Source organism: Sodalis sp. RH21 (assembly GCF_047324175.1).
Taxonomy (GTDB): domain Bacteria; phylum Pseudomonadota; class Gammaproteobacteria; order Enterobacterales; family Enterobacteriaceae; genus Acerihabitans.
On record NZ_CP178732.1, the window covers coordinates 351704 to 378053 of the forward strand.

The window sequence follows — 26350 nt, forward strand, 5'->3', positions numbered from 1 at the left end:
TCCTTGTTAAATTACGCCGGCTCGTAGCATATCATGCATATGCACCACGCCCACCAGCCGGTTGTTATCCGCCACCAGCACCGAGGTGATGTGACGGGATTGCATTAAATTGAGCGCATCGACCGCCAGGGTATTGGGGCTGACCCGGATGCCGCCGGCGGTCATCAGATCGACGATGCGCGCCTGGTTCAGGTCGATGCCCATATCAAACACCCGGCGCAAATCGCCGTCGGTGAAAATACCCTCGATGTTTTGCCGCTCGTCGCAAATAACCGTCATGCCGAGGTTTTTACGGGTCATTTCCAGCAAGGCGTCGCGCAGGGTCGCATTGCGCGGGGTCAGCGGAATTTCGTCGCCGTTATGCATGATATCGGCTACCCGCAGCAACAATTTACGCCCCAGCGCGCCGCCGGGATGCGAAAGCGCGAAATCCTCGGCGGTAAAGCCGCGGGCCTGCAGCAGCGATACCGCCAGCGCGTCGCCCATCACCAGGGCGGCGGTGGTACTGGTGGTCGGCGCCAAACCCAATGGGCAGGCCTCCAGGGGCACGTGAACGCAAATATGGATATCCGCCGCCTTGCCCATGGTGCTTTCCGGGTTGCCGGTCATGCAGATCAGGGGAATTTGCAGGCGCTTGAGTACCGGGATCAGGGCCAGGATTTCGTTGGACTCGCCGGAATTGGACAAGGCGATCACGATATCCTGGGTCGACACCATGCCCAGATCCCCATGGCTGGCTTCGCCGGGATGGACAAAAAAGGACGGCGTGCCGGTACTGGCGAACGTGGCCGCTATTTTGCGGCCGATATGGCCGGATTTGCCCATGCCCATCACCACGATTTTACCGCTGCAATAGAAAATCTTTTCGCAGGCGCGGCGAAAATCGTCATTGATATATTGATCCAGCTGCGCCAACCCCGCCCGCTCGTCGGCGAGAACCTGCTTACCGGCGGCCGGAAAGTCAAAGTCCGGCGCTAATGACATATGTGACATAAATTCATCCTGATCCGCCCGTCGGTCTGTCCGGGCTAAATAAACAACACCGCAAGATAGGCGGCAAAACCACATAATAACAGAGCGCCCATGGCGGAGTTGATCCTACGGCGCTTTCTCAGACAAAACGCCGTTAATATCACGCTCGCCGCCAGCATGACCCAATAATCCCGCGTAAACGCCACCGGATTAAACGGGCCGGGAGAGAGCAGGGCCGGCACGCCCAGCACCATAACACTGTTCACGATATTGGAGCCGATGAGATTGCCCAGGGCGATATCGTTTTCGCCTTTTATCGCGCCGGCGATGACGGTGGCCAGCTCGGGCAGGCTGGTACCGACCGCCAGCACCGTCAGGCCGATGACCAAATCGCTGACCCCGAGGTGGCGCGCCACGACGCTGGCGTTATCAATCACCATATGGGCTGAAATCGGCATGATAATAAAGGCCAGGGCCAGCCACAGCACCGCCACGGTATTGCTGCTATCCTGAGGCAACTCCGCCAGCTGTTCGCGGGTCAGGCTGTCATTGCCGTCGTTCAACGCCGGGCGGGAAATTTTCACCACGGCGGCAATATAACCCATCGCCGCGAGTAACAATATCACGCCGTCCAGGCGGCTCAGGTTGTGATCCGCCAGCACCAGGCCGCACAGCGCCGTCGCGATCAGCATCAGCGGCAGTTCCCGGCGCACGATATCCGAATGGAAGGCGATGGGTTTGATCAGCGCCGCGCCGCCCAATATCAACAATATATTGGTGATATTCGAACCGATGATATTACCCACGGTCATATCGATTTGATGATTCAGGGCGGCGGTCACCGAAACCAGCAGCTCGGGCAACGACGTACCTAACGCCACTACGGTGCATCCTATCAGCCAGGGCGCGACACCCAGCGAGCGGCTGATAACGGCAGCACTGTAAACCAATCTATCCGCGCCATAAACCAGTAGAATAAGGCCAATAACTAATAATGACGTGGCAAAAAACATGTAAAGTCCTTGATTCTTAAATAATCCTGAGCTATCTACGCCATCGCGGCTCCCTGCGCGGAAGACTATGTGGCAGACAAATTTGAACAAGGCCTAATTTTGACTGCCCGCCGGGCAAAAGTAAAATCGCGTAATTTCCTCTATCTTAGCCCCGATAGGGTAATTTTTTGTAAAAGTTCGATGAATCGGTCCTATTGCTTTAATATCTAGGGCAATGGGTTTCAGCGAGAAAGCAATGATCAGTGAAAACATGAATCACTCGGAGCATTTGGTGGACATCCGCGGCTTGAGTTTCCGGCGCGGCAATCGACCGATATTCGATAACATCACCTTGCAGGTCCCCCGGGGTAAAATCACCGCCATCATGGGCCCGTCGGGTATCGGTAAAACCACGCTGCTACGTCTGATCGGCGGCCAATTGCCTCCGGACAGCGGCGAGATTTGGTTCGACGGCGATAATATTCCCGCCTTGTCGCGCCGCCGGCTGTATGAAGTGCGCAAAAAAATCAGCATGTTGTTCCAGTCCGGCGCGCTGTTTACCGATATCAATGTTTTTGAAAACGTGGCGTTTCCGCTGCGCCAGCATACCCGCCTGCCGGAAGCCGTACTACGCACCACGGTGTTAATGAAGCTTGAGGCGGTGGGCCTGCGCGGCGCGGCGTCCCTGATGCCGTCCGAACTGTCCGGCGGCATGGCGCGGCGCGCAGCCCTGGCGCGCGCCATCGCCCTGGACCCTGAGCTGATCATGTTCGACGAGCCGTTTGTGGGCCAGGACCCCATCACCATGGGAGTGCTGGTCAAATTAATCGACGAACTGAATCACGCGCTGGGCGTGACCTGCATCGTGGTTTCCCATGATGTGCCGGAGGTATTGAGTATCGCCGATTACGCTTATATCGTGGCCGAACAGCATGTGATAGCCGAAGGAACGCCGGCCGAGCTGCGCGCCAACCAGGACCCGCGGGTACGCCAGTTTTTGGACGGTATCGCCGATGGTCCCGTGCCGTTTAATTTCCCCGCCAGAGATTATAAATCGCAGCTTTTAGGTTCAGGGAGTTAACCGAGCCATGCTATTACAACAAGCATTAGCGGCGCTGGGACGCCGGGGCATCAATGTCTGCTACGCTTTCGGGCGCTCGGGCGTGATGCTATTTAACGCGCTGGTGGGTAAACCCGCCTTCCGCCAGCAGTGGCCGTTGCTGATCAAGCAGCTGTACAGCGTCGGTGTGCAGTCGCTGATTATTATCATTGTTTCCGGCATGTTTATCGGCATGGTGCTTGGGCTGCAGGGTTATATCATCCTGACTACCTACAGCGCCGAAGCCAGCCTGGGCATGATGGTCGCCCTGTCGCTGCTGCGTGAACTCGGCCCGGTGGTTACCGCCTTGCTGTTTGCCGGCCGCGCCGGTTCGGCGCTGACCGCGGAAATCGGCCTGATGAAAGCCACCGAGCAGTTATCGAGCCTGGAAATGATGGCGGTGGACCCGCTGCGCCGTATCGTGGCGCCGCGCTTTTGGGCCGGGGTGATCAGTATGCCGCTGCTGACGGCGATTTTCGTCGCGGTGGGTATCTGGGGCGGCGGTATCGTGGGCGTGGATTGGAAGGGTATCGACAGCGGTTATTTCTGGTCCGCCATGCAAGGCGCGGTGGATTGGCACCAGGATTTGATTAACTGCCTGATAAAAAGCGTGGTCTTCGCTATCACCGTTACCTGGATCGCGCTGTTTAACGGTTATGATGCTATTCCGACGTCCGAAGGAATCAGCCGCGCGACCACTAGAACGGTCGTCCATGCGTCCCTGGCCGTGTTGGGACTGGATTTTGTGCTGACAGCACTGATGTTTGGGAATTGAGTTAATGCAAACGAAAAAAAGTGAAATCTGGGTCGGCGTATTTATGATTATCGCCCTGCTCGCGGTTATTTTCCTGTGCTTGAAAGTGGCGGACATCCGCTCGGTGGGCAATGTGTCCACCTACCGTATCTCAGCCACCTTCGATAATATCGGCGGCCTCAAGGTGCGCTCACCGGTGAAAGTGGGCGGCGTGGTCATAGGGCGGGTGGCGGATATCACCCTCGATCCTAAAACCTATGCCCCGCGGGTAACGATGGATATCGAAGATACCTATAACCAAATCCCCGACACCAGCTCGCTGGCCATCCGTACGTCGGGGCTGCTGGGCGAACAATACCTGGCGCTGAATATCGGTTTCGAAGACCCGGATATGGGAACGGCGATCCTTAAGGACGGCGGCACCATTCAGGACACCAAGTCCGCGCTGGTATTGGAAGACCTGATCGGTCAGTTCCTGTACAAGAGCGGCGGCAATGACAAAGATGCTCCGGCGGATGCCAAAAGCTCCCCGGACGGCAACGCCGACAGCACCCAGGCACCTGCAACCGGCGACGGCGCAGCTCCCGCCGCGACGGCTCATTAAGAGGAAGATAACCTATGTTGAAACGTTTATTGATGGCGGCCCTGCTGGCGATAGCGCCCCTGGCGCATGTACAGGCGGCGCCGGCGGTTGACCAAACCAACCCCTACGCGCTGATGAATGCGGCGGCGGATAAGACTTTCACCCGTTTGAAAAATGAACAAAGCCAGATTCGCCAGAATCCGAATTACCTGCGTAATATCGTACGCGAAGAGCTATTGCCGTATGTGCAGGTAAAGTATGCCGGCGCGCTGGTATTGGGCACCTACTACCGCCAGGCAACCCCGGCGCAGCGCGACGCCTACTTCAAAGCCTTCCAGGCTTATCTGGAGCAGGCATACGGCCAGGCTTTGGCCATGTATCACGGTCAAACCTACCAGGTTGCCCCGGAAAAACCCTTTGGCGACGCCACGATTATCGCTATTCGCGTGACCATCGTCGATCCGGGCGGCCGCCCGCCGGTGCGGTTGGATTTCCAATGGCGCAAGAACAGCCAGACCGGTAACTGGCAGGCTTACGACATGATTGCCGAAGGGGTGAGCATGATCACCACCAAGCAAAATGAGTGGGCTTCGACGCTGCGTCAGAAAGGTATCGACGGCTTGACCCAACAGCTCCAGTCCGCCGCCGCCCAACCGATTTCCCTGGATAAGCAGAACAATGGCTGAAACCCTGAGCTGGCAAGCGGAAGACGACACGCTGGTATTGCGGGGCGAACTCGATCGCGTCACGCTGCTGCAGTTTTGGGAGCAGCGCGACGCCGCCCTGGCGGGTATCCGTTTTCTGGATGTTTCCCGGCTGGAGCGGGTGGATTCCGCGGGCGTCGCCATGATGTTGCATTTATGCGCCCTGCAGACCCAGCGGGGCGGATCGCTGTTGCTGACCGGCGTCACCGAGAAATTACGTACCCTTATCGCCTTGTATAAGCTGCATAATATCCTGCCCTGCGCCGACGATCGCCCCGGCTGACGCGATGATTGAATGAATCCCTGTTTCCGATGACGGCGTATTCATCTAAGATATCGGCTTGATTCCCGACCCATGAAAGTGATTTGACCCTTATGGAAAACCACGAAATCCACGAAATATTGATGAGTGCCAATGACCTGGCGCTGCAAGAGGCCCATGTGACGGGTGACGGCAGCCATTTCCAGGTCATTGTTGTGAGCGAACGGTTTGACGGCATGAGCCGGATTAAAAAACAGCAGGCGGTATATGCTCCATTGATGGAGTATATTTCGGACAATCGTATTCATGCGCTCTCCATCAAGGCTTATACCCCTGATGAATGGCGGCGCGATCGCAAATTAAACGGTTTTTAAGCTGCTGAACCCGTCGTTTCACGACGTTCGGCAGCCCAGCCCCCGATAAACAGAGAGCAGTTGTGATGGATAAATTTCGTGTCCAGGGTCCAACCCGGTTAAGTGGTGAAGTGACAATTTCCGGCGCCAAAAATGCGGCATTGCCGATTTTGTTTGCCGCGCTGCTGGCTGAAAAGCCGGTGGAAATACAAAATGTACCAAAGTTAAAAGATATTGATACCACCATGCTCCTGCTCAGCCAACTCGGGGCGAAGGTGGAGCGTAATGGGTCGGTCCATGTGGACGCGAGCGGCGTTAATGTGTTCTGCGCACCCTATGATCTGGTGAAAACCATGCGCGCTTCCATCTGGGCGCTGGGACCCCTGGTGGCGCGTTTCGGCCAGGGCCAGGTTTCCCTGCCCGGCGGCTGCGCCATAGGCGCGCGACCGGTGGATTTGCACATTACCGGCCTTGAACAGCTGGGCGCGACCATCAAGCTTGAAGAGGGTTACGTCAAGGCTTCCGTCGACGGCCGCCTGCGCGGCGCGCACATCGTCATGGATAAAGTCAGCGTGGGCGCCACCGTGACCATCATGAGCGCGGCCACCCTCGCGGAAGGCACCACCATTATTGAAAACGCCGCCCGCGAGCCGGAGATTGTCGATACCGCCAATTTCCTGATTACGCTGGGGGCGAATATCAGCGGCGCCGGCACCGATAAAATTACCATTGAAGGCGTGGCCCATTTGGGCGGCGGGGTTTACCGCGTGCTGCCCGATCGCATTGAAACCGGTACTTTTCTGGTGGCGGCGGCCATTTCCGGCGGCAAGGTATTATGCAAGTCTACCCGTCCGGATACGCTGGACGCGGTGCTGGCAAAGCTGCGCGAAGCCGGGGCGGATATTGAAACCGGTGAAGACTGGATCAGCCTGGACATGCACGGCAAGCGGCCCAAGGCCATCACGGTGCGCACCGCGCCCCATCCGGGGTTCCCCACGGATATGCAGGCGCAATTCAGCCTGTTGAACCTGGTGGCGGAAGGTACCGGCGTGATTACCGAAACCATCTTTGAAAACCGCTTTATGCACGTGCCCGAACTGATTCGTATGGGCGCGCGCGCGGAAATCGAAAGCAATACCGTGATATGCCACGGAGTCGAGACGCTGTCCGGCGCACAGGTCATGGCTACCGACCTGCGCGCTTCAGCCAGCCTGGTACTGGCCGGTTGCATTGCGGAAGGCGTCACGGTGGTCGATCGTATCTACCATATCGATCGCGGTTATGATTGCATCGAAGCGAAGCTGCGCAAGCTGGGCGCCAATATTGAACGTATTTCCGGCGAGTAATCCGCGTTTACCGTGCCGATAGCCTCCCACGGCCATATTTGCCGCCGCGGGGGACTATCGCATATTCTTTCCCGGTCCAGGCCGGGTCAGTATTCCGGCTGGCCTTGCCCCGGCAAAGGTGCGTCAGCCATTGCCATTCCTTCCTCGAAATACCGCTGCAGCTTTTCCATATTGGCCGGTTCGCTAATGCCATATTTCTTGGCGATGAGCAGCGGATGCTCGCCGCGTAGGGCCTCAGTTCTGCCGACGCTGTTGGTGGAATAGGACTCCAGCAAGCATAATGTGGTCGATATCATGGATAATGTTGGGTGCGGCATTTTAAGTATCGTGGCCAGTCCATATTTTTCAGCCACTCGCCAGCAATGAGCGCCTTGCTCCACCTCTTTGCGGGCGACGTTTTCAACGCAAAAAATCTCAAGCTGAATAATGGACGGCGGGGATGAGATGCCATATCGCGCGGCTACCGCGGCACAGTTTATGCCTGCCGCGATGTCCCGTTTGCCGCAATATTCTACAGAAAGCGACTCCAGCATGCGGCGGGCGGGGGCAAACCGTATCCCGTACATCATGGCTATTTCATCGCAGCGGCGGCCGGCCCTGGCTTGCTCCCCCGCCGGTCCGTTTACGGCATGCCGCTCCAGTATTTCGCGGTTTGCCTGGGTCACTATGCCGTAGCGATGGGCCACTTCCTGGCAATTACCGCCGTTTATCACCTGCCGCGCGGCCACATGTTCGATACTGACCTGTTCCATTAACTGGCGCAAATGCAGTAACGAGATGCCGTAATGCAGGGCGATTTGGTTGCAGTTGTCTCCCGCCTCCACCGCAAGCAGGCCATGGCGGCTTAAAACCGTACTTTCCAGCTCATGCAGCGCGCCGGCAGAGTTGATCCCATAGCGGGCTGCAATGATAAAGCAGCTTACCCCGGACACGGCGTGATGCAGAGCCGGCCCCTTGAGGGCGAACCGCTCAAGCAATTCTATTCCCTCGCGCGTGCTGATGGCATAGCGGGCGGCAATGTCCCGGCAATTGCCGCCCGCCAGGGCTTCTTCCCCCGCCAGGCCGTCGATAAAGTGCTTTTCGAGCAATATCAGCACCGGATTGTCCTGGCCAATACCGAACCTGGCCGCCAGGCTCCCGCAATGGCGCGCGGCGATGGCCTGGGTCCCCAGCCATCGGGCGAAGACTGCTTGGCCGCTATTGAGCGCCGCCAGCAGTTCCGCCATGGCCGGAACGGTTGACAGCAGGGATTGCGCCGTGGTTGAAAACAGCCGTAGCGCCTGGCGCGCGTCATTAGCGGCCGTTACGTCCTGCGGCGCTAAACCGGCGCATAACCGAAACATTTTACCGCTGAGCAGCAGCAGCGCCGTGTTTTTAAGTCCGGCGGGCAGGGTGGCAATCTGCTTCAGGGCGGCCGCGAAGTCGGCGCCGGTCATCACCGCCGGGATCGTTTCAGCCATAATCTCGCCAAACTTGACCTCGTTGGTTATATAGTGCTGCTGCGGGAGCGGCAGCACCTCGGCGAAAGCCCGACGCATCCCGTAAGGCAGGTACCGGACGATATGCCCGATGACCAGCGGCGGCATGTCCGCCAGCGTCCGTCCGGGACGGCAATCGATCGCGGCGCCCGCGGTCTTGCGCGGGTGGACGGCGATGTTGGCCGCATGGGCAAGCGTCGCCAACGGCGATAATGCGGCATTTTTATGCCGGCCGGGGGCTGATTGGGTTAACGGGTGAAGGGAACCACAGAACAACGTACCGGCTATCGCATGATGGGCCACGAGCATGGCATTTTCCTCTTCATCATTACACCTGAGTTGCCGATTTTATACGACGGCGAATCCCTACCGGCAGGTAACATTGACATGAGCATACATATCAGGAGCGACGGCGATATGTGTCCGAACCGCCATTTTGACGGGGGTATTCTATAGGGCGGGGAAAGCGTTTCGGGATATTTTCGCGGTTTGTTTGTGAAATGTTTGGAATATCCGGCGTCAATCGGATGCCGGATATTCCTGAATGGTGACTTTTAATGTCAGTTTGGTACCGTTGCGCATAATCACGACCGGGATCGCGGACCCCGGTCTTATTTCCGCCACCTGATCCATGGTTTCGATAGCCGAAATCGCCGCTTTGTTATTGACGCTGAGGATGACATCGTTGATCTGGATGCCAGCCTGCGCCGCCGGACCGCCCGGCGTGACTTCGTTAACGATAATGCCTTGAATCCGGTCCATATTGGCGCCGGTGGTGTGCAACGGCGCCACTTCACGTCCGCCGATACCGATGTACCCGCGGATTACCCGGCCGTCGCGAATCAGCTTATTCATCACCTTGCTGGCCAGGGCGGTGGGAATCGCGAAGCCGATGCCTTCCGGGGTCTCGCCATTATTGCTTTTGTCGAACGACAGGGTATTAATCCCCACCAATTCGCCCAGTGAATTGATTAACGCGCCGCCGGAGTTGCCGCGGTTAATGGACGCGTCGGTTTGCAGGAAATTTTGCCGCCCGGACGGGCTTAGCCCAATGCGCCCGGTGGCGCTGATGATGCCCTGGGTGACGGTCTGGCCCAGGTTGTAGGGGTTGCCGATGGCCATGACCACATCGCCGATATGGGGGGCGCGGCGGGGATTGATGGGGATCACCGGCAGGTTATTGGCGTCGATTTTCAGCACGGCCAGATCGGTGAGGCTATCGGAGCCAACCAGCAGCGCCTCATAGACACGGCCATCCTGCAACGCCACGATAATCTGCTCGGCGTCGTTGATAACGTGTTTATTGGTTAGCAGGTAGCCTTTCTGGTTCATGATAACGCCGGAGCCCAGGGTATGGATCTCCAGTTCGTTATGGGAGTTGGTGTTCATGCTGCGATTATAGACGTTAACTACCGCCGGCGCGGCGCGGCGCACCGCCAGATTATAACTGACAGGGGTCTCGTCATCGCTGTCGTTGTGGCCCGCCAGCAGGGCGCCGGTGGTGGAACGCAGCGCAGGCACCGCCAGCAGCAAAATGCCCGCGATGATAAGACCAAAAATAACCGCACGTAACAGCTTAACCAGCATGATATCCGAACATGAGTATGACGATAGCGGCAGGATAGCATGAGTTAATCGGACACCCCATGGTCAGTGTCCGATTTTTTGTAAGATCAACGCAATAACAAGAAAATGCTCTCATCGCCGCGCATGATATTCAGCGCTATTACCGCGGGTTTGGCTTCCAGCACCTTGCGTAATTGCAGAATATTTTCCACCCGTTCGCGGTTGATGCCGACGATTACGTCCCCTTTGTGCAGGCCGATTTGCGCCGCCGGGGTGTCCTTGGCCACATCATCCACCATCACGCCCTTGGTGGTGCCGTCCTTCAATTGGCCGTTGCTCAGTGAGGCGCCTTGCAGGGCCGGGGTCAGGACTTCCGCGCTGGTGGTGGTGGCGGCGCTATCGTCCAGGGTTACCGTGACATCCACCGGTTTACCTTCACGCAGCAGGCCGAGCTTGACCGCTTTACCCGGCGCGGTGGTGCCGATTTTCACCCGCAGTTCCGCAAAGCTGGTGATGGGTTTGCCTTCGATGGAGACGATGATATCACCGGCTTTAACCCCGGCTTTGGCCGCGGCGGTGCCCGGCAGCACTTCGCTGACAAATGCGCCGCGCTGGGTATCAATCTTGAACGCCTTCGCCATGTCGGCGGTCATTTCACTGCCCTTGATGCCCAGCAGGCCGCGTTTCACCGCGCCGAATTCAATTAACTGCTGGCTGAGGTTCTGCACCATATTGCTCGGGATGGCGAAGCCGATGCCGATATTGCCGCCGCCGGGAGCCAGAATGGCGGTGTTGATGCCGATCAGCTCGCCGTTCAGGTTAATCAGCGCGCCGCCGGAGTTGCCGCGGTTAATCGAGGCGTCGGTCTGGATAAAGTTTTCCAGGCCTTCCAGGTTCAGCCCGCTGCGCCCGAGCGCCGAGATAATACCGGAAGTCGCCGTCTGGCCCAGGCCGAAGGGGTTGCCTACCGCCACGGCAAAATCACCGACCCGCAGGGTGTCGGAGTCGGCCATTTTCACCTGGGTGAGGTTTTTCGGCGACGGTAACTGCAACAGCGCCAGGTCGGTCTGCTCGTCGCGCCCCACGAGCTTGGCGTCGAATTCGCGCCCGTCGTTCAGCTGGACTTTGATTTTATCCGCGCCGTTCACCACGTGGTTGTTGGTGATGACATAGCCTTTTTCGGCATTGATGATGACGCCGGAGCCCAGCCCTTCAAACGGCCGGGAATCACCGGGCTGCTGGTCGGTCGGGGCGTTCGGCCCGAAAAAGTATTTAAATTCCTTGGGCAGATTTTGGCGCTGCACTTGCTGCGTGCCTTCGACATGCACGCTGACCACCGCGGGAAGCACTTTTTCCAGCATGGGCGCCAGGCTTGGCATGGTCTGGCCCGGCACCGCGGCGGGAAGCGCCGCTTCGACGGGCATGAACGAAGTAAGGCCGAGTCCGATACAAAGTGCCAGTGCGCTGAATAAAGGTGTTGTTTTCATTAAACTTGTTACTCTCTTGCTGTCCGTGAACGACGCCATTAATCATTAACCATGTTAAAACGCCACTTTGAGATACTTTATGACCCTGCCAAAGCGGCTAAAGTTCACTACCGGCGCGCGAAGATTGCCCCGACGGGAGCGTAACGCCGTCCGTCGGGCCGCCGGGTTTTCTTGCCGGCCCGATGCGCCTACTTGCGCGGTTCCCGGGTGGTTCTCAGCAGGCCGGTGGCGCTTTCGGGGTAATCGCGCGGCTGCATGCCCGCCGGGATCTGATCGTTATCCGCTTCGGCTTCGGTCAGGCGATAGCGGAACGGATTGTTTTCACCGGGCATATTCGGCAGCAGGCTGCTGGAGCCTTTCGCCATATGCTGATACAGCTGGCGATAATCATCGGCCATATTATCCAGCAGCTCCGCGCTGCGGGCGAAGTGCCCGGTCAATTCCTGGCGGTACTCTTCCAGTTCCGCCTTGCTCTTTTCCAATTCATGCTGCAGCGTCTGCTGCTGACGAAGTTTACGGTTGCCAAACCGCATTGCGACCGCACCGATGATGATACCGACCACTAATCCAATCAGCGCATATTCCCAGGTCATAATGACTCCTATAATTGACTTCGTTGTCCCGCGGGGATTCCTACACTCTATACTACCCACTATAACCGTTTACCCCGCCGGTGGGGAATCCCCATAGTATGATAGCCAGTATGGCGGCGGATAACGGCAGAAATTTGTGACTATTGTGTTCCGGCGCAGTGCTGTTTAGGATGTTGGCTCACAACAAAATCGTTACAATTATTCTTTGTCAGGGAATGTTGCCTACCATGCATGACACATCGCCGTTATCCCTTTATCAGCGGATGCTGGCGGAGGGGGAGTATCAGGCCGATGCCGTCCAGGCCGCGGCCGTCGCCAAACTGGACGTAATCCACCGCGCCTTGCTGGCGCGCCCCGCCCAGGCCGTCCCGGCCGGCGGCGGCCTGCTGGGGCGGCTGGGTAAAAAACTGCTGGGCAAAACTTCCCCCGCCGTATCCGAACCGGTCCGGGGATTATATATGTGGGGCGGGGTGGGACGCGGCAAGACCTGGCTGATGGATCTCTTTTTCCACAGCCTGCCCGGCGAGCGCAAGCTGCGTTTGCATTTTCATCGCTTCATGCTGCGGGTGCACGAAGAAATGAACCGGTTGCAGGGACGGGCGGACCCGCTTGAAATCGTCGCCGACGGTTTCAAGGCGCAGGCCGATGTGCTGTGTTTTGATGAGTTTTTTGTCTCGGATATCACCGACGCCATGCTGCTGGGTACGCTGATGCAGGCGCTGTTCGCCCGGGGCATCACCCTGGTCGCCACGTCCAATATCCCGCCGGAGAACCTCTATCGCAACGGCTTGCAGCGCGCGCGTTTTTTGCCGGCCATCGATCTCATCACCCGCTATTGCGAGGTGATGAACGTGGACGCCGGCATCGATTACCGCCTGCGCACCCTGACCCAGGCGGGCATCTATCTGACGCCCTTAAACAATCGCACCGCCGCTGAGATGGCGCGCATCTTCACCCGGCTGGCCGGTGAAAAGCCGGACGGCGCGCCGGTGCTGACGGTGAATCACCGCCCCATGCCGACGCTGGGCGCCCGGGCCGGGGTGGTGGCCCTGGACTTTACGACGCTGTGCGCCGAGGCGCGCAGCCAAAATGACTATATCGCGCTGTCCCGCCTCTATCACAGCGTCCTGCTGCATAATGTCCACGCCATGGGCCCCCAGGAGGAGAATACCGCGCGGCGGTTCGTGGCCCTGGTGGATGAGTTTTACGAGCGCCAGGTCAAGTTGGTGATAGCCGCCGACGTACCGCTTGAGCAGCTATACCAGGGCCAACTGCTGGCCTTCGAGTTCCAGCGCTGCCTGTCCCGCCTGCTGGAGATGCAAAGCGAAGAGTATCTCGGCCTGCCGCATCTTCCCTGATCCCGCGCGCGCCGGGGCAACTGGCCGGGGCATGAATAAGACAATACGGTAAATAACTGTCGACCTTTGGCGCGGTCTTCTCTATAATCTTGCGACCCCACGTTACAAGAAGTTTTTTTCCCAAAAACTTCGATCGCGCCAGCAACGGCTATTCGAAGGGGTAGGTTTGCTGGACTAGATAGCCGTGTGAGCCTCATAACTGTTCTTTGAAGCGTTTGGGTGTTCACCAACGTGTAACTTAATTTGGGTAAGCTTTTAATGAAAACATTTACAGCAAAACCAGAAACCGTAAAACGCGACTGGTATGTTGTCGACGCCAGCGGAAAAACCCTGGGTCGTCTTGCTACTGAACTGGCTAGTCGCCTGCGCGGGAAGCATAAAGCGGAATTTACGCCGCACGTTGATACCGGTGATTACATCATCGTATTGAACGCTGAGAAAGTCGCCGTTACCGGCAAAAAGCGTACCGATAAGATTTATTATCACCATACCGGTTTCATCGGCGGTATTAAAGAAACGACCTTTGAAGAGATGATTGCCCGCCACCCTGAGCGTGTGATTGAAATCGCGGTTAAAGGCATGCTGCCAAAAGGCCCGCTGGGTCGTGCAATGTATCGTAAACTGAAAGTTTACAAGGGTACCGAGCACAACCACGCGGCTCAGCAACCGCAAGTTCTGGACATTTAATCGGGATTATAGGCAATGGCTGAAAATCAATACTACGGCACTGGTCGCCGCAAAAGCTCTTCCGCACGCGTCTTCATGAAGCCGGGTAGCGGTAATATCGTTATCAACCAGCGTAGTCTGGATCAGTACTTCGGTCGCGAAACTGCCCGCATGGTAGTTCGCCAACCGCTGGAATTGGTCGACATGGTTGAAAAACTGGACCTGTACATCACCGTTACTGGCGGTGGCATCTCCGGTCAGGCAGGCGCAATCCGTCACGGTATTACCCGTGCACTGATGGAATATGATGAATCGCTGCGCGCAGAATTGCGTAAAGCCGGTTTCGTCACCCGCGATGCCCGTAAGGTTGAACGTAAGAAAGTCGGTCTGCGTAAAGCACGTCGTCGTCCGCAGTTCTCCAAACGTTAATTCCCAGCTGTTTTTACAGCTAGCAAAGCCCGGCACGGTCCGGGCTTTTTTATTGCCGCAGCGTTGATTTAACGCCAAATATCTGATTGCGTCCTTTTTTTCGACGTGATTTGCCACTCGCCACCCCCCTAAACGTGCAAAAATCTGGTAAACTGTTAAGCACTTTTATGCCTGTTTACTTAGCTGGCGTTTTGTCATGATGCCGCAAGAGGGTGCAGCAAGTCGGTTTTGCGGCGGGTGCGGTGGGCAAAAGCAATAGGTTAACGGTCAAACATTTCAGGATAGTAGCCGGGTAAGTTGGCTATTCGCGGTATTTTCTAGATAAACTTGGAGGTTTTCATGGCTGTCGCTGCCAACAAACGTTCGGTGATGACGCTGTTTTCCGGCCCGACCGACATTTTTAGCCATCAAGTACGTATCGTACTGGCGGAGAAAGGTGTCAGCGTCGAAATTGAGCAGGTAGAACTTGATAATCTACCGCAGGACCTGATTGACCTCAACCCTTACCGCACCGTACCGACGTTAGTCGATCGCGAGCTGACGCTCTATGAATCGCGCATCATCATGGAATATCTCGACGAGCGCTTCCCCCATCCGCCGCTGATGCCGGTATATCCCGTCGCGCGCGGCACCAGCCGTTTGATGATGCACCGCATTGAAAGCGACTGGTATTCCCTGATGCGTAAAATCGAGCAGGGCACCAACCAGGAAGCGGAAAGCGCCCGCCGCCAACTGCGCGAAGAGCTGCTGGCGGTGGCGCCGGTGTTTAACGAAGCCCCGTATTTTATGAGCGAAGAGTTCAGCCTGGTGGATTGCTACCTGGCCCCGCTGCTGTGGCGTTTGCCGCAAATGGGCATTGAACTGTCCGGCGCCGGCGCCAAAGAACTCAAAGGATACATGACGCGCGTATTCGAGCGCGATGCATTCCTGGCGTCATTAACCGAAGCTGAGCGCGAAATGCGCCTGCAAACCCGGGGCTAAGGGTCATGGAGGTCTCTCAACTTACCCCGCGCCGTCCGTACCTGCTGAGGGCGTTTTATGAATGGCTGCTGGATAACCAGTTAACGCCTCATCTGGTGGTTGATGTGGCGGTTGAGGGCGTATCGGTGCCAATGGAATTTGCCCGCGACGGCCAGATAGTCCTGAATATCGCTCCCCGGGCCGTGGCCAATCTGGAGCTGACCAACGCTGAAGTGAGTTTTAACGCGCGCTTCGGCGGCATCCCGCGCCAGGTGAACGTGCCCATCGGGGCGGTGCTGGCCATTTATGCCCGTGAAAACGGCGCCGGCACCATGTTTGAGCCGGAAGTCGGTTATGAACAAAATGGCGTGGCGGAAGATGCGTCGACCGTGGATAACGGCACGGAAACGGTGATGTCGATTATCGACGGCGATCGCCCGGATAACAGCGACGACAACAATCCGGATGACGAACCGCCGACCCCGCCGCGCGGCGGAAGGCCGGCGCTGCGGGTCGTCAAATAGCGGTAACAGCTTGACATTGCGCTTTTCCCGCCCATCCCGGGCGGGAAATATTTCATCCCGCGCTTCTTACACGCCGGTGCCTTACACTTCCAGGTAGTTCATGATGCCGTCGGCGGCCTTGCGGCCCTCGGCAATGGCCGTCACCACCAGATCGGAACCGCGCACCGCGTCCCCACCGGCGAAGATCTTCGGATTGCTGGTCTGGAAGGCGCTTTCACTGTTTTCCGGCGCGATAATCCGCCCCTGGCTATCCAATTCCACGCTGAAATCGGCCAGCCAGCCCATGCTGTGCGGGCGAAAACCAAACGCCATCACCACCCTGTCCGCCGCCAGCACGTGCTCGGAACCGGCAACGATTTCGGCGCGGCGCCGGCCGTGCGCGTCCGGTTCACCCATCTGGGTACGGACCATTTTCACGCCGCACACCTTACCGGCGGCGTCGATTTCAATACTCACCGGCTGCAGATTGAACATAAATTCAACCCCTTCTTCCCGCGAGTTTTTCACCTCGCGCTTAGAGCCGGGCATGTTCTCTTCGTCGCGGCGATAAGCGCAGATGACATGCGTTGCGCCCTGGCGAATGGAGGTGCGTACGCAGTCCATGGCCGTATCGCCGCCGCCCAGCACCACTACCCGTTTGCCTTCCATGCTGACATAGGGCGCTGATTCCGGGTTTTCATAACCCATCAACTGCTTGGTATTGGCGATCAGGAACGGCAGCGCGTCGACCACGCCCGGCGCGTCTTCATTTTCCAGGCCGCCGCGCATGGATTGATAGGTGCCGACGCCCAGGAATACCGCGTCGAATTCACCCAGCAGGTCGCTCATCATGACATCTTTGCCGACTTCGGTATTCAGGCGAAACTCAATGCCCATTTCGCTGAAGATTTCCCGGCGTTTGACCATCACGTCTTTTTCCAGCTTGAACGACGGGATGCCGAAGGTCAGCAGGCCGCCGATTTCCGGATGGCGGTCAAACACCACCGCCTGCACGCCGTTGCGGGTCAGCACATCGGCGCAGCCAAGCCCGGCGGGGCCCGCGCCGATAATCGCCACCCGCTTGCCGGTGGATACAATACCGGACACATTGGGCTTCCAGCCCATTTCAATGGCTTTATCGTTAATATAACGCTCGATATTGCCGATGGTCACCGCGCCGAATTCGTCGTTAAGCGTACAGGACCCCTCACACAGCCGGTCCTGCGGGCAGACGCGCCCGCACACTTCCGGCAGGCTATTGGTCTGGTGCGACAATTCCGCCGCCTCGATAATCCGCCCTTCGTTGGCCAGCTTCAGCCAGTTGGGAATATAATTATGGACCGGGCATTTCCATTCACAGTAAGGGTTGCCGCACGAAATGCAGCGATCCGCCTGTGCCTTCGACTGCGATTCCGAGAACGGTTCGTAGATTTCCACAAACTCAATTTTTCGGATCTTCAGCGGTTTTTTCGGCGGATCAACGCGCTGCAAGTCGATAAATTGATAAACATTTTGACTCATCTTTAACCTCTTACTGCGCTTGCACGCGAAGCTCAGCCGCGGAACGGCTGCGGTGGCCCAGCAACGCTTTCACATCACTTGATTTTGGTTTTACCAACGTAAATTTGGATGCCCATGCCGGCCAGTCGGCCAGAATTTCTTCCCCACGATGGGAACCGGTCAACTGTACGTGTTCCGTAATCAGACCGCGCAGATGCTCTTCATGAATGGCCAGTTGCTCGACGTCCAGCACTTCCACCAGCTCGTTATTCACCCGCTTGCGGAAATCGCCCTCTTCATCGAGAACGTAGGCGAAACCGCCGGTCATGCCCGCGCCAAAATTGACGCCGGTGCGGCCCAATACGCAGACGATGCCGCCGGTCATATATTCACAGCCATTGTCGCCGATGCCTTCCACTACGGTGATGGCGCCGGAGTTGCGTACGGCAAAACGCTCGCCCGCGCGGCCCGCGGCCAGCAGTTTGCCGCCGGTGGCGCCGTACAGGCAGGTATTGCCGATAATCGTCGCCTCATGGCTGCGGAACGCCGAACCTACCGGCGGGCGGATCACGATGCTGCCGCCCGCCATGCCCTTGCCCACATAGTCATTGGCATCGCCGGTCAGGGTCAGCTCCACGCCGCCGGCGTTCCATACGCCGAAGCTCTGGCCCGCGGTGCCGGTGAAATAGGCCTTGATCGGATCGGCGGACAAACCCTGGTCCCCGTGCCGGGCGGCGATAGCGCCGGACAGCGAGGCGCCTACCGAACGATCGGTGTTATGGATATCGTAATAGAACGTTTTGCTCTGGCGATTTTCCACATAAGGCATGGCCTGTTCCAGCAGGGTCTTGTTCATCAGGCCCTTATCGAACGGCGGATTGCTGCTCTCGGTGCAATAGAGCGCTTTGCCCTGATGCGGGGTGGCGGTCTTGAGCAGCGGCGACAGATCCAGCTTATGCTGCCGGGCTGAAATGCCGTCCAGCTCCAGCAGCAGATCGGTGCGGCCAATCAGATCCACCAGACGCGTAACCCCCAGTTCGGCCATGAATTCACGGGTCTCCTGGGCGATAAAACGGAAGTAGTTGGTAACCAGTCCCGGCAGGCCGTGATAGTGGTCGCGGCGCAGTTTCTCATCCTGGGTCGCCACGCCGGTGGCGCAGTTGTTCAAATGGCAAATCCGCAGATATTTACAGCCGAGCGCCACCATAGGGCCGGTGCCGAAACCAAAGCTTTCCGCCCCGAGAATGGCCGCCTTGATAATGTCCTGGCCGGTTTTCAGCCCGCCGTCCACCTGCAGGCGGATTTTATGGCGCAGGCCGTTGGCCACCAGGGCCTGCTGGGTTTCCACCAGCCCCAGTTCCCAGGGGCAACCGGCATATTTGACCGAGGATAGCGGACTGGCGCCGGTGCCGCCGTCGTAGCCGGCGATGGTGATTAAATCCGCATAGGCTTTGGCCACGCCGGTGGCGATGGTGCCGACGCCGGGTTCCGACACCAGTTTGACCGAAATCAGCGCCTTGGGGTTCACCTGTTTTAAATCGAAAATCAGCTGCGCCAAATCCTCGATGGAGTAGATATCGTGGTGAGGCGGGGGCGATATCAGCGTGACGCCGGGCACCGAATACCGCAGCTTGGCGATATAAGGCGTGACTTTATCCCCCGGCAACTGGCCGCCTTCGCCGGGTTTCGCCCCTTGGGCCACCTTGATTTGGATAACGTCGGCATTGACCAGATACGCCGGAGTCACGCCAAAGCGGCCGGACGCAACCTGCTTGATGCGCGAGACTTTATCGGTGCCGTAGCGCGCCGGGTCCTCGCCGCCTTCGCCGGAGTTGGAGAAGCCGCCGATGCTGTTCATCGCCTGCGCCAGGGATTCATGGGCATCCGGGCTCAGTGCGCCGATGGACATCGCGGCGGTATCAAAGCGTTTATACAGATTTTCCGCCGGTTCCACCTGATCCAGGGCGATCGCCTGACCGTTGGGTTTAATCGCCAGCAAATCGCGCAGCATGGCGACGGGACGTTCGTTCACCAGCCTGGCGTACTGCTGGTAATCGCGATATTCGCCGCTTTTCACCGCCAGTTGCAGGGTTTTAACCACATCCGGGTTGTAGGCATGGTATTCGCCGCCGTGCACATATTTAAGCAGCCCGCCCTGATCCAGGGGCTTGCGTTTGAGCCAGGCGCGTTTTGACAGGTTCAGCAAATCTTGTTCAAAATCACTGAAGCTGGCGCCGCCGATACGGCTTACCACGCCCTGGAAGCACAAATCGGTCAGTTCGCGATGCAGGCCCACCGCCTCGAATAGCTTGGAACAGCGGTACGACGCCACGGTAGAAATGCCCATTTTGGACATGATCTTGTACAGGCCTTTATTGATGCCGTTACGGTAGTTCAGCATCACGGTGCGGTAATCTTTTTCGATGGTGCCATTATCGATCATGGCCGCCAGGGTTTCATAAGCCAGATACGGATAAATCGCCGTCGCGCCAAACCCGATCAGTACCGCGAAGTGGTGCGGATCGCGGGCGCTGGCGGTTTCAACGATCAGGTTGGCGTCGCAGCGCAGGTTTTTTTCCACCAGGCGGGTATGAATCGCACCCACCGCCATCGGCGCGGGCACCGGCAGGCGGGTAGGGGAGATCGCCCGGTCGGTGAGCACCAGCAGCACCGTGCCCTGGCGTACTTTTTCTTCCGCGTCGTCGCACAGCTTCAACAGCGTCTGGTGCATATCCATCTGGCCGGGTTCGTAGGTAATATCCAGCTTATCGGCGCGGTAATGGTGCTCTTCCTGGGTGGTGAGCTGGGTAAAATCGGAATACAGCAGGATCGGCGATTTAAACGCCAGGCGGAACGCCTGGCCCTCGGCTTCGCAGAATACGTTCATTTCCCGGCCGATACAGGTGGCCAGCGACATCACGTGAGCTTCGCGCAGTGAATCGATGGGCGGGTTGGTCACCTGGGCGAACTGCTGGCGGAAATAATCGTAAATCACCCGCGGGCGGCTCGACAGCACCGCAAAGGGGGTATCGTCGCCCATGGACCCGGTGGCTTCCTGGCCGTTTTCGCCTAACACCCGCAATATGGAATCCAGCTCTTCGTTGGAGTAACCGAACTGCTTCTGATAGGTTTCCAGCAGGGTATCGTCCAGCTCGCGGTGGCCGACCTGATCGTCCGCCAGATCTTCAAACGGCGTTAAGCGACGGACATTCTTCTCCATCCATTCTTTGTACGGATGACGGCTTTTCAGGTCGTTATCGGTTTCCGCCGAGTGCAGTATGCGCCCGTTGCGGGTATCGATGACCATCAGTTCGCCCGGTCCGACGCGGCCCTTTTCCACCACTTCATCCGGCTGGTAATCCCAGATGCCCACTTCGGAGGCGCAGGTGATCAGCTTGTCGGTGGTAATGACATAGCGGGCCGGGCGCAAACCGTTGCGATCGAGGTTGCAGGCGGCAAAACGGCCGTCGGACATCACCAGGCCGGCCGGGCCGTCCCAGGGTTCCATATGCATGGAGTTAAAGTCGAAGAAGGCCCGCAGCTCCGGGTCCATGTTCGGGTTGTTTTGCCAGGCCGGCGGCACCAGCAAACGCATGGCGCGGATCAAGTCCATGCCGCCGCTTAAAAACAGCTCCAGCATGTTATCCAGGGAACTGGAGTCGGAGCCGGTTTCGTTAACAAACGGCGCGGCATCCTGCAAATCGGGAATCAGCGGCGTCTTTAATTTATAGGCGCGGGCGCGGGCCCACTGCCGGTTGCCGGTAATGGTGTTGATTTCGCCGTTATGGGCCAGGTAGCGGAACGGCTGGGCCAGCGGCCAGCGCGGCACGGTATTGGTGGAGAAGCGCTGGTGGAACAGGCAAATGGCCGACTCCAGCCGCAAATCCGCCAGATCCAGATAAAAGCGCGGCAAATCCGCCGGCATGCACAGGCCTTTATAAATCGTCACCAGGTTGGAGAGGCTGCAAACATAGAAGCTGTCGTCCGCCACGCGTTTTTCGATACGGCGCCGCGCCACGTACAGGCGGCGTTCCATATCGCGCGGACGCCAGCCGGCCGGGGCGTTAACGAAGATTTGCTCGATGCGGGGCAGCGAGGAGAGCGCGATTTCACCCAATACATCCGCATTGATGGGAACTTCGCGCCAGCCGACGATCGACAGCGTTTCGTTTTGCAGTTCCTCTTCGACAATCCGGCGGCTGGCGCGGGCTTCTTCTTCATCCTGGCTGAGGAAAATCATACCGACGGCGTAGTTCTTGGCCAGCCGCCAGCCGCGTTCCTGCGCCACCATGGTGAAGAAGCGATCCGGCTTTTGCAGCAGCAGGCCGCAGCCGTCTCCGGTCTTGCCGTCGGCGAGGATAGCGCCGCGATGCTGCATCCGGGCCAGCGCGTGGATAGCGGTGCGAACCACCTTATGACTGGGCTCGCCTTCTATATGGGCAATCAGGCCGAAGCCGCAGTTGTCCTTCTCTTGGGATTCATCGTACAACATATCATGGACCTCCCCAGGCTCCAGGTGACTCTCACAACCTCCGGCGAGAAGGCGTATCGGTATTGAGCGGCAGCGGGGTACTACTCCTGCTGTTCCACTCTCTCCGGGTTACCTTATCGTGGCGGTCTTACTTGATAAACGACTTGCTTTAAGAAGGAGTCTTCATAACTGCATAACTATGACGAGTCGTTGGCCCGTCCAGAATTCTTCCAGCGGCCTTCCAAATTAACGACAAACACCACGCAGGTCAAATCTCTCCGCCAAGCGTGTCGAAAGATACCTTATTATAAGTAGGTGATTGATTATTATTAAATTAATGACCTATTAACGGTGTTATACGCTGCCAAAGCATCCCCCGGCAATATGCGCTGTCTCACTATAGTGCAGCCTTGCTATCTCTGCACCATGCTAGTGCTCACGCCCACAATAGCAGGATGTGCTGGTTATCGCTATTTTTGCCCTTTATGTCACTGTTTTGACTGAACAGTGACAATATGAATAATTTACCCGTTGGGAATAAGAATTATTAATCAACGGTTGGTGATTTTATTTTCATCCAACTTGCATAAATATGCGGTTGTCAGAGGGCCGGTCGCGAGCATTGATCGATATCATCATCCCCAACGGCCGGATAAGGTAGCCTTTACGGCCTCGGCAGGCCAGGATAAACAGAATATGCAGTTGCTCCAGGTAGTCAATATGTTTGGCGGCGATCTCCTGCGCCGCTATGGGCAGAAAGTATTTAAACTCTCGCTGCATGGCGGGTTTAGCTGCCCTAACCGCGATGGAACCCTGGGGCGAGGCGGCTGTACGTTTTGCAATGTCGCCTCTTTTGCCGACGAACAGCGTCAATTCCAGAGCATCGGCGAACAGCTGGCCGGGCAGGCGGGCAGCGTCGATCGGGCGAAACGTTATCTGGCCTATTTCCAGGCTTATACCAGTACTTATGCAGAAGTCGCGGTTTTGGATCGTCTCTATCGCGAAGCGCTGGCGCAGGCGGATATCGTCGGGATCTGCGTGGGCACCCGGCCGGATTGCGCGCCGCCCGAAGTGCTGGAGCTGCTGGCCGGCTACCAGCGGCAGGGGTATGAAGTCTGGCTCGAACTGGGGCTGCAAACCGCGCAGGATAAAACCCTGCACCGCATTAACCGCGGCCATGATTTTGCCTGTTACCGGCAAACCGTCATGCGGGCGAGGCGATTGGGCCTGCGCGTCTGTACCCATTTAATCGTCGGCCTGCCGGGCGAGACGGCGATCGACTGCCGATCCACCCTGGAGCAAGTGCTTACGGCGGGGGTGGACGGCTTGAAGCTGCATCCGCTGCTGCTGGTGGACGGCAGCGTGATGGCGCGGGCATGGCGGGCGGGGCGGCTGGCGGAGCTGACCCTGGAAGGATACACGGCTATCGCCGGTGAGATGATCCGCCATACGCCGCCGGAAATTGTCTTTCACCGCATTTGCGCCAGCGCGCGGCCGCCGACCCTGCTTGCCCCATTATGGTGCGCCAACCACTGGACCGGCATGAATGCCCTCTATAATAATCTGCGCACCGAGGGCGGCCAGGGCGCCGCGCTGGGGACGCCTTTCCAGCCGGCGGCGGGTTAGTCGCGCCAACGCTGTCGCCCATTCAAAAGGTTTTTTTTACGGTATGATTGACGGTCTGGATATTCAAGGAAATCGCTATGAAGCAAATCCGCCTGCTGGCGCAATATTATGTCGACCTGATGGTCAAGTTGGGGTTGGTCCGTTTTTCGCTGCTCCTGGCTTCGGCGCTGGTGGTGCTGGCGATGATCGTGCAAATGGCCGTGACCATGCTGCTGCGCGGCGAGGTGGAAAGTATCGATGTGGTGCGCTCGATATTCTTTGGCCTGCTGATTACCCCCTGGGCGGTTTACTTCCTGTCGGTGGTGGTCGAACAACTGGAGGAGTCGCGCCAGCGGTTGGCCCGGCTGGTGGATAAGCTTGAGGAAATGCGCAACCGCGATTTGCAGCTTAACCAGCGGCTGCAGGACAATATCGGCCATTTAAACCAGGAGATCGCCGATCGCGAGAAGGCGGAAGATGCGCGCCAGCGCGCCATGGCCAAGCTTACCGAAGAGATGGCGCGGCGCGAACAGGCCCAGGTGGAGCTGGAGCAGCAATCATCGCTGCTGCGCTCTTTTCTCGATGCCTCCCCCGACCTGGTCTATTACCGCAATGAAAACAAAGAATTCTCCGGCTGTAACCGGGCGATGGAACTGCTGGTGGGGAAAAGCGAGAAGCAGTTGGTCGGCCTGACGCCCAGGGACGTGTATGCGACGGATATCGCGGAAAAAGTCATCGAAACCGATGAAAAAGTGTTTCGCCATAATGTCTCGCTCACCTATGAGCAGTGGCTGGTTTACCCGGACGGACGGAAATCCTGTTTTGAACTGCGCAAGGTGCCTTTTTACGATCGGATGGGCAAGCGGCACGGGCTAATGGGGTTTGGCCGCGATATAACCGAGCGTAAGCGCTACCAGGACGCGCTGGAGAACGCCAGCAGGGAGAAGACCACCTTTATTTCAACCATCAGCCATGAGCTGCGTACGCCGCTTAACGGCATCGTCGGCCTGAGCCGTATCCTGCTCGACACCCATCTGGATAAAGAGCAGCTCAATTACCTGAAAACCATTCACGTCAGCGCCATCACCTTGGGTAATATTTTTAACGATATTATCGAAATGGATAAGCTGGAACGCCGCAAAGTCCAATTGGATAACCAGCCGATGGATTTCACCGCCTTCCTGACGGATTTGGAAAACCTCTCCGGCCTGCTGGCGCAGCCCAAGGGGTTGAAGCTGGTCATGGAGCCGGAAGAGGCATTGCCGCGCAATATCGTCGCCGACGGCACCCGTTTACGCCAAATTCTCTGGAACCTGATTGGCAATGCGGTGAAGTTTACCCAGCGGGGCGAAATTATCATTCGCATCCGCCGCGGAGCGGGCGATTTGCTGTGCTTCGACGTGCAGGACTCCGGTATTGGCATTCCCGACGACGAGCAGGACAAGATTTTCGCCATGTACTATCAGGTTAAAGATCGGCAAGGGGGCAAACCAGCGACCGGCACCGGTATCGGCCTGGCGGTGTCAAAACGGCTGGCGCAGGCCATGGGCGGCGATATCCAGGTGAAGAGCCGGCCGGGGGAAGGTTCCTGCTTTACGCTGTCCGTGATGGCCCCGGAGGGGCTGGCCGCCGCGGAGGACGAGGAAGAAGACATGCCGCTGCCGGCGCTCAACGTGCTGCTGGTGGAGGATATCGAGCTGAACGTGGTGGTGGCGCGCTCGGTGTTGGAAAAGCTGGGCAGCAGCGTGGATGTGGCGATGAACGGCCGCGATGCGCTGGCGATGTTCGATCCCGATGAATACGATCTGGTGCTATTGGATATCCAGTTGCCGGATATGACCGGCCTGGATATTTCGCGGGAATTGCGCAAGCGTTATCAGGGGCAGCAGTTGCCGCCGCTGATTGCCCTGACCGCCAATGTCCTTAAAAATAAGCAGGAGTATCTGGACGCCGGCATGGATGATGTGCTGAGCAAGCCGCTGGCGGTGTCGGCCCTGACCGGCATTATCCAGAAATATTGGGACCGGCCGGACGATGGGCCGGAGGGCAATGGCGATGATGCCGCGCCTGTCCCGGCTACTCAGGCGATCCTCGATACCGCGATGCTGGAGCAATATATGGAGTTGGTCGGGCCGTCGCTGATCCATCAAGGCCTGGCGATGTTCGAGAAGATGATGCCGGGGTACATGGCGATTCTGTCGTCCAATATGACCGCCCGCGATCGCCATGGCATCACCGAAGAGGGGCATAAGATCAAGGGTGCCGCCGGTTCCATCGGGCTGGTGCATTTACAGCAGTTGGCGCAACAGATTCAGTCGCCCGATTTGCCGGCCTGGTGGGATAACGTTCAGGAGTGGGTGGATGAGTTGGGTCACGAATGGCGCAATGACGTGCAAACGCTGCGGGATTGGGTGGAGCAGGCTGAAACAAAAAAGGGAAAAAAATGACCCCGACCTAAGCCGGGGTGCGCGAAGATTGCGCCAACACCAGGGAAATCGATACTCGCCGTTAATTATGTGGCGTTTTGGTTGGCAAGGTAAAAAAATTCAGTAAACGTTATTTAACAACATAGCAAAAGAACACAGTAATGTTACAAGAACCATTAAAATTTGGGATGTAGAATAGACTTTGTCAATAGAAATAACATTTTCACCGGCGTGAGTTGAGAG

At 57.7% G+C, this 26350-nt stretch carries 21 protein-coding genes and 1 pseudogene; 14 read left to right on the forward strand and 8 right to left on the reverse strand.

The window, feature by feature from the left end; all coding sequences use genetic code 11:
• Positions 1-6: 6 nt before the first annotated feature.
• Both kdsD and ACL2XP_RS01690 read right to left on the reverse strand, forming a co-directional pair.
• Positions 7-993 carry an arabinose-5-phosphate isomerase KdsD gene (gene kdsD / locus ACL2XP_RS01685; RefSeq protein WP_413736859.1) on the reverse strand — a complete coding sequence of 329 codons (987 nt, stop codon included), beginning with the start codon at positions 991-993 and terminating at the stop codon, positions 7-9.
• A 35-nt stretch (positions 994-1028) separates the two neighbouring features.
• Complete coding sequence (locus ACL2XP_RS01690; RefSeq protein WP_413736860.1) at positions 1029-1985, reverse strand: calcium/sodium antiporter; 957 nt, start codon at positions 1983-1985, stop codon at positions 1029-1031.
• Positions 1986-2235: 250 nt separating this feature from the next.
• Here ACL2XP_RS01690 and mlaF point away from each other — a divergent pair, with 250 nt between their 5' ends.
• From mlaF to murA, 7 genes are all read left to right on the forward strand, one after another.
• Entirely contained in the window at positions 2236-3045 is an 810-nt protein-coding gene (gene mlaF / locus ACL2XP_RS01695) for a phospholipid ABC transporter ATP-binding protein MlaF (protein WP_413739052.1), read from the forward strand.
• Between the two features lie 7 nt (positions 3046-3052).
• Entirely contained in the window at positions 3053-3838 is a 786-nt protein-coding gene (gene mlaE / locus ACL2XP_RS01700) for a lipid asymmetry maintenance ABC transporter permease subunit MlaE (protein WP_413736861.1), read from the forward strand.
• Positions 3839-3842: 4 nt separating this feature from the next.
• Entirely contained in the window at positions 3843-4421 is a 579-nt protein-coding gene (gene mlaD, locus ACL2XP_RS01705; protein WP_413736862.1) for an outer membrane lipid asymmetry maintenance protein MlaD, read from the forward strand.
• A 14-nt stretch (positions 4422-4435) separates the two neighbouring features.
• A complete protein-coding gene (gene mlaC / locus ACL2XP_RS01710) occupies positions 4436-5086 on the forward strand; it encodes a phospholipid-binding protein MlaC (protein ID WP_413736863.1) in 651 nt (216 codons plus the stop codon).
• On the forward strand, positions 5079-5387 hold the full coding sequence (gene mlaB, locus ACL2XP_RS01715; protein ID WP_413736864.1) for a lipid asymmetry maintenance protein MlaB: 309 nt from the start codon (positions 5079-5081) through the stop codon (positions 5385-5387). The genes mlaC and mlaB overlap by 8 nt, the downstream gene beginning before the upstream one ends.
• Before the next feature lie 92 nt (positions 5388-5479).
• On the forward strand, positions 5480-5740 hold the full coding sequence (gene ibaG / locus ACL2XP_RS01720) for a BolA family iron metabolism protein IbaG (protein WP_413736865.1): 261 nt from the start codon (positions 5480-5482) through the stop codon (positions 5738-5740).
• 65 nt (positions 5741-5805) lie between these two features.
• Positions 5806-7065: a UDP-N-acetylglucosamine 1-carboxyvinyltransferase gene (gene murA / locus ACL2XP_RS01725; RefSeq protein WP_413736866.1), complete on the forward strand. Its 1260-nt coding sequence runs from the start codon at positions 5806-5808 to the stop codon at positions 7063-7065.
• An 86-nt stretch (positions 7066-7151) separates the two neighbouring features.
• Here murA and ACL2XP_RS01730 read toward each other — a convergent pair whose 3' ends face one another.
• From ACL2XP_RS01730 to zapG, 4 genes are all read right to left on the reverse strand, one after another.
• On the reverse strand, positions 7152-8852 hold the full coding sequence (locus ACL2XP_RS01730) for a hypothetical protein (protein WP_413736867.1): 1701 nt from the start codon (positions 8850-8852) through the stop codon (positions 7152-7154).
• Between the two features lie 210 nt (positions 8853-9062).
• Positions 9063-10130 carry an outer membrane-stress sensor serine endopeptidase DegS gene (degS, locus tag ACL2XP_RS01735; protein ID WP_413736868.1) on the reverse strand — a complete coding sequence of 356 codons (1068 nt, stop codon included), beginning with the start codon at positions 10128-10130 and terminating at the stop codon, positions 9063-9065.
• Positions 10131-10216: 86 nt separating this feature from the next.
• Positions 10217-11596: a serine endoprotease DegQ gene (gene degQ, locus ACL2XP_RS01740; protein ID WP_413736869.1), complete on the reverse strand. Its 1380-nt coding sequence runs from the start codon at positions 11594-11596 to the stop codon at positions 10217-10219.
• Between the two features lie 188 nt (positions 11597-11784).
• Positions 11785-12189 (reverse strand): Z-ring associated protein ZapG, encoded by a 405-nt coding sequence (gene zapG / locus ACL2XP_RS01745; RefSeq protein ID WP_413736870.1) that lies wholly within the window; start codon positions 12187-12189, stop codon positions 11785-11787.
• Between the two features lie 227 nt (positions 12190-12416).
• On the opposite strand from zapG, the gene zapE reads away from it, so the two are divergent.
• The 5 genes from zapE to sspB all read left to right on the forward strand — a co-directional run bounded on the left by zapE (position 12417) and on the right by sspB (position 16126).
• Positions 12417-13547: a cell division protein ZapE gene (gene zapE / locus ACL2XP_RS01750; RefSeq protein WP_413736871.1), complete on the forward strand. Its 1131-nt coding sequence runs from the start codon at positions 12417-12419 to the stop codon at positions 13545-13547.
• Between the two features lie 258 nt (positions 13548-13805).
• On the forward strand, positions 13806-14234 hold the full coding sequence (rplM, locus tag ACL2XP_RS01755; protein ID WP_162366274.1) for a 50S ribosomal protein L13: 429 nt from the start codon (positions 13806-13808) through the stop codon (positions 14232-14234).
• Positions 14235-14249: 15 nt separating this feature from the next.
• Entirely contained in the window at positions 14250-14642 is a 393-nt protein-coding gene (rpsI, locus tag ACL2XP_RS01760; protein WP_162366275.1) for a 30S ribosomal protein S9, read from the forward strand.
• A gap of 339 nt (positions 14643-14981) precedes the next feature.
• A complete protein-coding gene (sspA, locus tag ACL2XP_RS01765) occupies positions 14982-15623 on the forward strand; it encodes a stringent starvation protein SspA (RefSeq protein ID WP_413736872.1) in 642 nt (213 codons plus the stop codon).
• Between the two features lie 5 nt (positions 15624-15628).
• Positions 15629-16126 carry a ClpXP protease specificity-enhancing factor gene (sspB, locus tag ACL2XP_RS01770; RefSeq protein WP_413736873.1) on the forward strand — a complete coding sequence of 166 codons (498 nt, stop codon included), beginning with the start codon at positions 15629-15631 and terminating at the stop codon, positions 16124-16126.
• Positions 16127-16207: 81 nt separating this feature from the next.
• Here sspB and ACL2XP_RS01775 read toward each other — a convergent pair whose 3' ends face one another.
• Together ACL2XP_RS01775 and gltB are read right to left on the reverse strand one after the other, a co-directional pair.
• Entirely contained in the window at positions 16208-17626 is a 1419-nt protein-coding gene (locus ACL2XP_RS01775; RefSeq protein WP_413736874.1) for a glutamate synthase small subunit, read from the reverse strand.
• A gap of 10 nt (positions 17627-17636) precedes the next feature.
• Complete coding sequence (gene gltB / locus ACL2XP_RS01780; protein ID WP_413736875.1) at positions 17637-22097, reverse strand: glutamate synthase large subunit; 4461 nt, start codon at positions 22095-22097, stop codon at positions 17637-17639.
• Between the two features lie 675 nt (positions 22098-22772).
• On the opposite strand from gltB, the gene ACL2XP_RS01785 reads away from it, so the two are divergent.
• Together ACL2XP_RS01785 and arcB are read left to right on the forward strand one after the other, a co-directional pair.
• Entirely contained in the window at positions 22773-23702 is a 930-nt protein-coding gene (locus ACL2XP_RS01785) for a TIGR01212 family radical SAM protein (RefSeq protein WP_413736876.1), read from the forward strand.
• A gap of 77 nt (positions 23703-23779) precedes the next feature.
• Positions 23780-26234 (forward strand): annotated as a pseudogene (arcB, locus tag ACL2XP_RS01790) (aerobic respiration two-component sensor histidine kinase ArcB).
• Positions 26235-26350: the final 116 nt, after the last annotated feature.

Bases quoted from the DNA above. Each gene is read 5' to 3' on its own strand.
- ibaG (WP_413736865.1), top strand. From the start codon at position 5,480: ATGGAAAACCACGAAATCCACGAAATATTGATGAGTGCCAATGACCTG.
- mlaD (WP_413736862.1), top strand. From the start codon at position 3,843: ATGCAAACGAAAAAAAGTGAAATCTGGGTCGGCGTATTTATGATTATC.
- mlaB (WP_413736864.1), top strand. From the start codon at position 5,079: ATGGCTGAAACCCTGAGCTGGCAAGCGGAAGACGACACGCTGGTATTG.
- kdsD (WP_413736859.1), bottom strand. From the start codon at position 993: ATGTCACATATGTCATTAGCGCCGGACTTTGACTTTCCGGCCGCCGGT.
- zapG (WP_413736870.1), bottom strand. From the start codon at position 12,189: ATGACCTGGGAATATGCGCTGATTGGATTAGTGGTCGGTATCATCATC.
- sspA (WP_413736872.1), top strand. From the start codon at position 14,982: ATGGCTGTCGCTGCCAACAAACGTTCGGTGATGACGCTGTTTTCCGGC.
- sspB (WP_413736873.1), top strand. From the start codon at position 15,629: ATGGAGGTCTCTCAACTTACCCCGCGCCGTCCGTACCTGCTGAGGGCG.
- murA (WP_413736866.1), top strand. From the start codon at position 5,806: ATGGATAAATTTCGTGTCCAGGGTCCAACCCGGTTAAGTGGTGAAGTG.
- mlaC (WP_413736863.1), top strand. From the start codon at position 4,436: ATGTTGAAACGTTTATTGATGGCGGCCCTGCTGGCGATAGCGCCCCTG.
- mlaE (WP_413736861.1), top strand. From the start codon at position 3,053: ATGCTATTACAACAAGCATTAGCGGCGCTGGGACGCCGGGGCATCAAT.
- degS (WP_413736868.1), bottom strand. From the start codon at position 10,130: ATGCTGGTTAAGCTGTTACGTGCGGTTATTTTTGGTCTTATCATCGCG.
- ACL2XP_RS01775 (WP_413736874.1), bottom strand. From the start codon at position 17,626: ATGAGTCAAAATGTTTATCAATTTATCGACTTGCAGCGCGTTGATCCG.
- gltB (WP_413736875.1), bottom strand. From the start codon at position 22,097: ATGTTGTACGATGAATCCCAAGAGAAGGACAACTGCGGCTTCGGCCTG.
- ACL2XP_RS01785 (WP_413736876.1), top strand. From the start codon at position 22,773: ATGCAGTTGCTCCAGGTAGTCAATATGTTTGGCGGCGATCTCCTGCGC.
- degQ (WP_413736869.1), bottom strand. From the start codon at position 11,596: ATGAAAACAACACCTTTATTCAGCGCACTGGCACTTTGTATCGGACTC.
- ACL2XP_RS01730 (WP_413736867.1), bottom strand. From the start codon at position 8,852: ATGCTCGTGGCCCATCATGCGATAGCCGGTACGTTGTTCTGTGGTTCC.
- zapE (WP_413736871.1), top strand. From the start codon at position 12,417: ATGCATGACACATCGCCGTTATCCCTTTATCAGCGGATGCTGGCGGAG.
- rplM (WP_162366274.1), top strand. From the start codon at position 13,806: ATGAAAACATTTACAGCAAAACCAGAAACCGTAAAACGCGACTGGTAT.
- ACL2XP_RS01690 (WP_413736860.1), bottom strand. From the start codon at position 1,985: ATGTTTTTTGCCACGTCATTATTAGTTATTGGCCTTATTCTACTGGTT.
- mlaF (WP_413739052.1), top strand. From the start codon at position 2,236: ATGAATCACTCGGAGCATTTGGTGGACATCCGCGGCTTGAGTTTCCGG.
- rpsI (WP_162366275.1), top strand. From the start codon at position 14,250: ATGGCTGAAAATCAATACTACGGCACTGGTCGCCGCAAAAGCTCTTCC.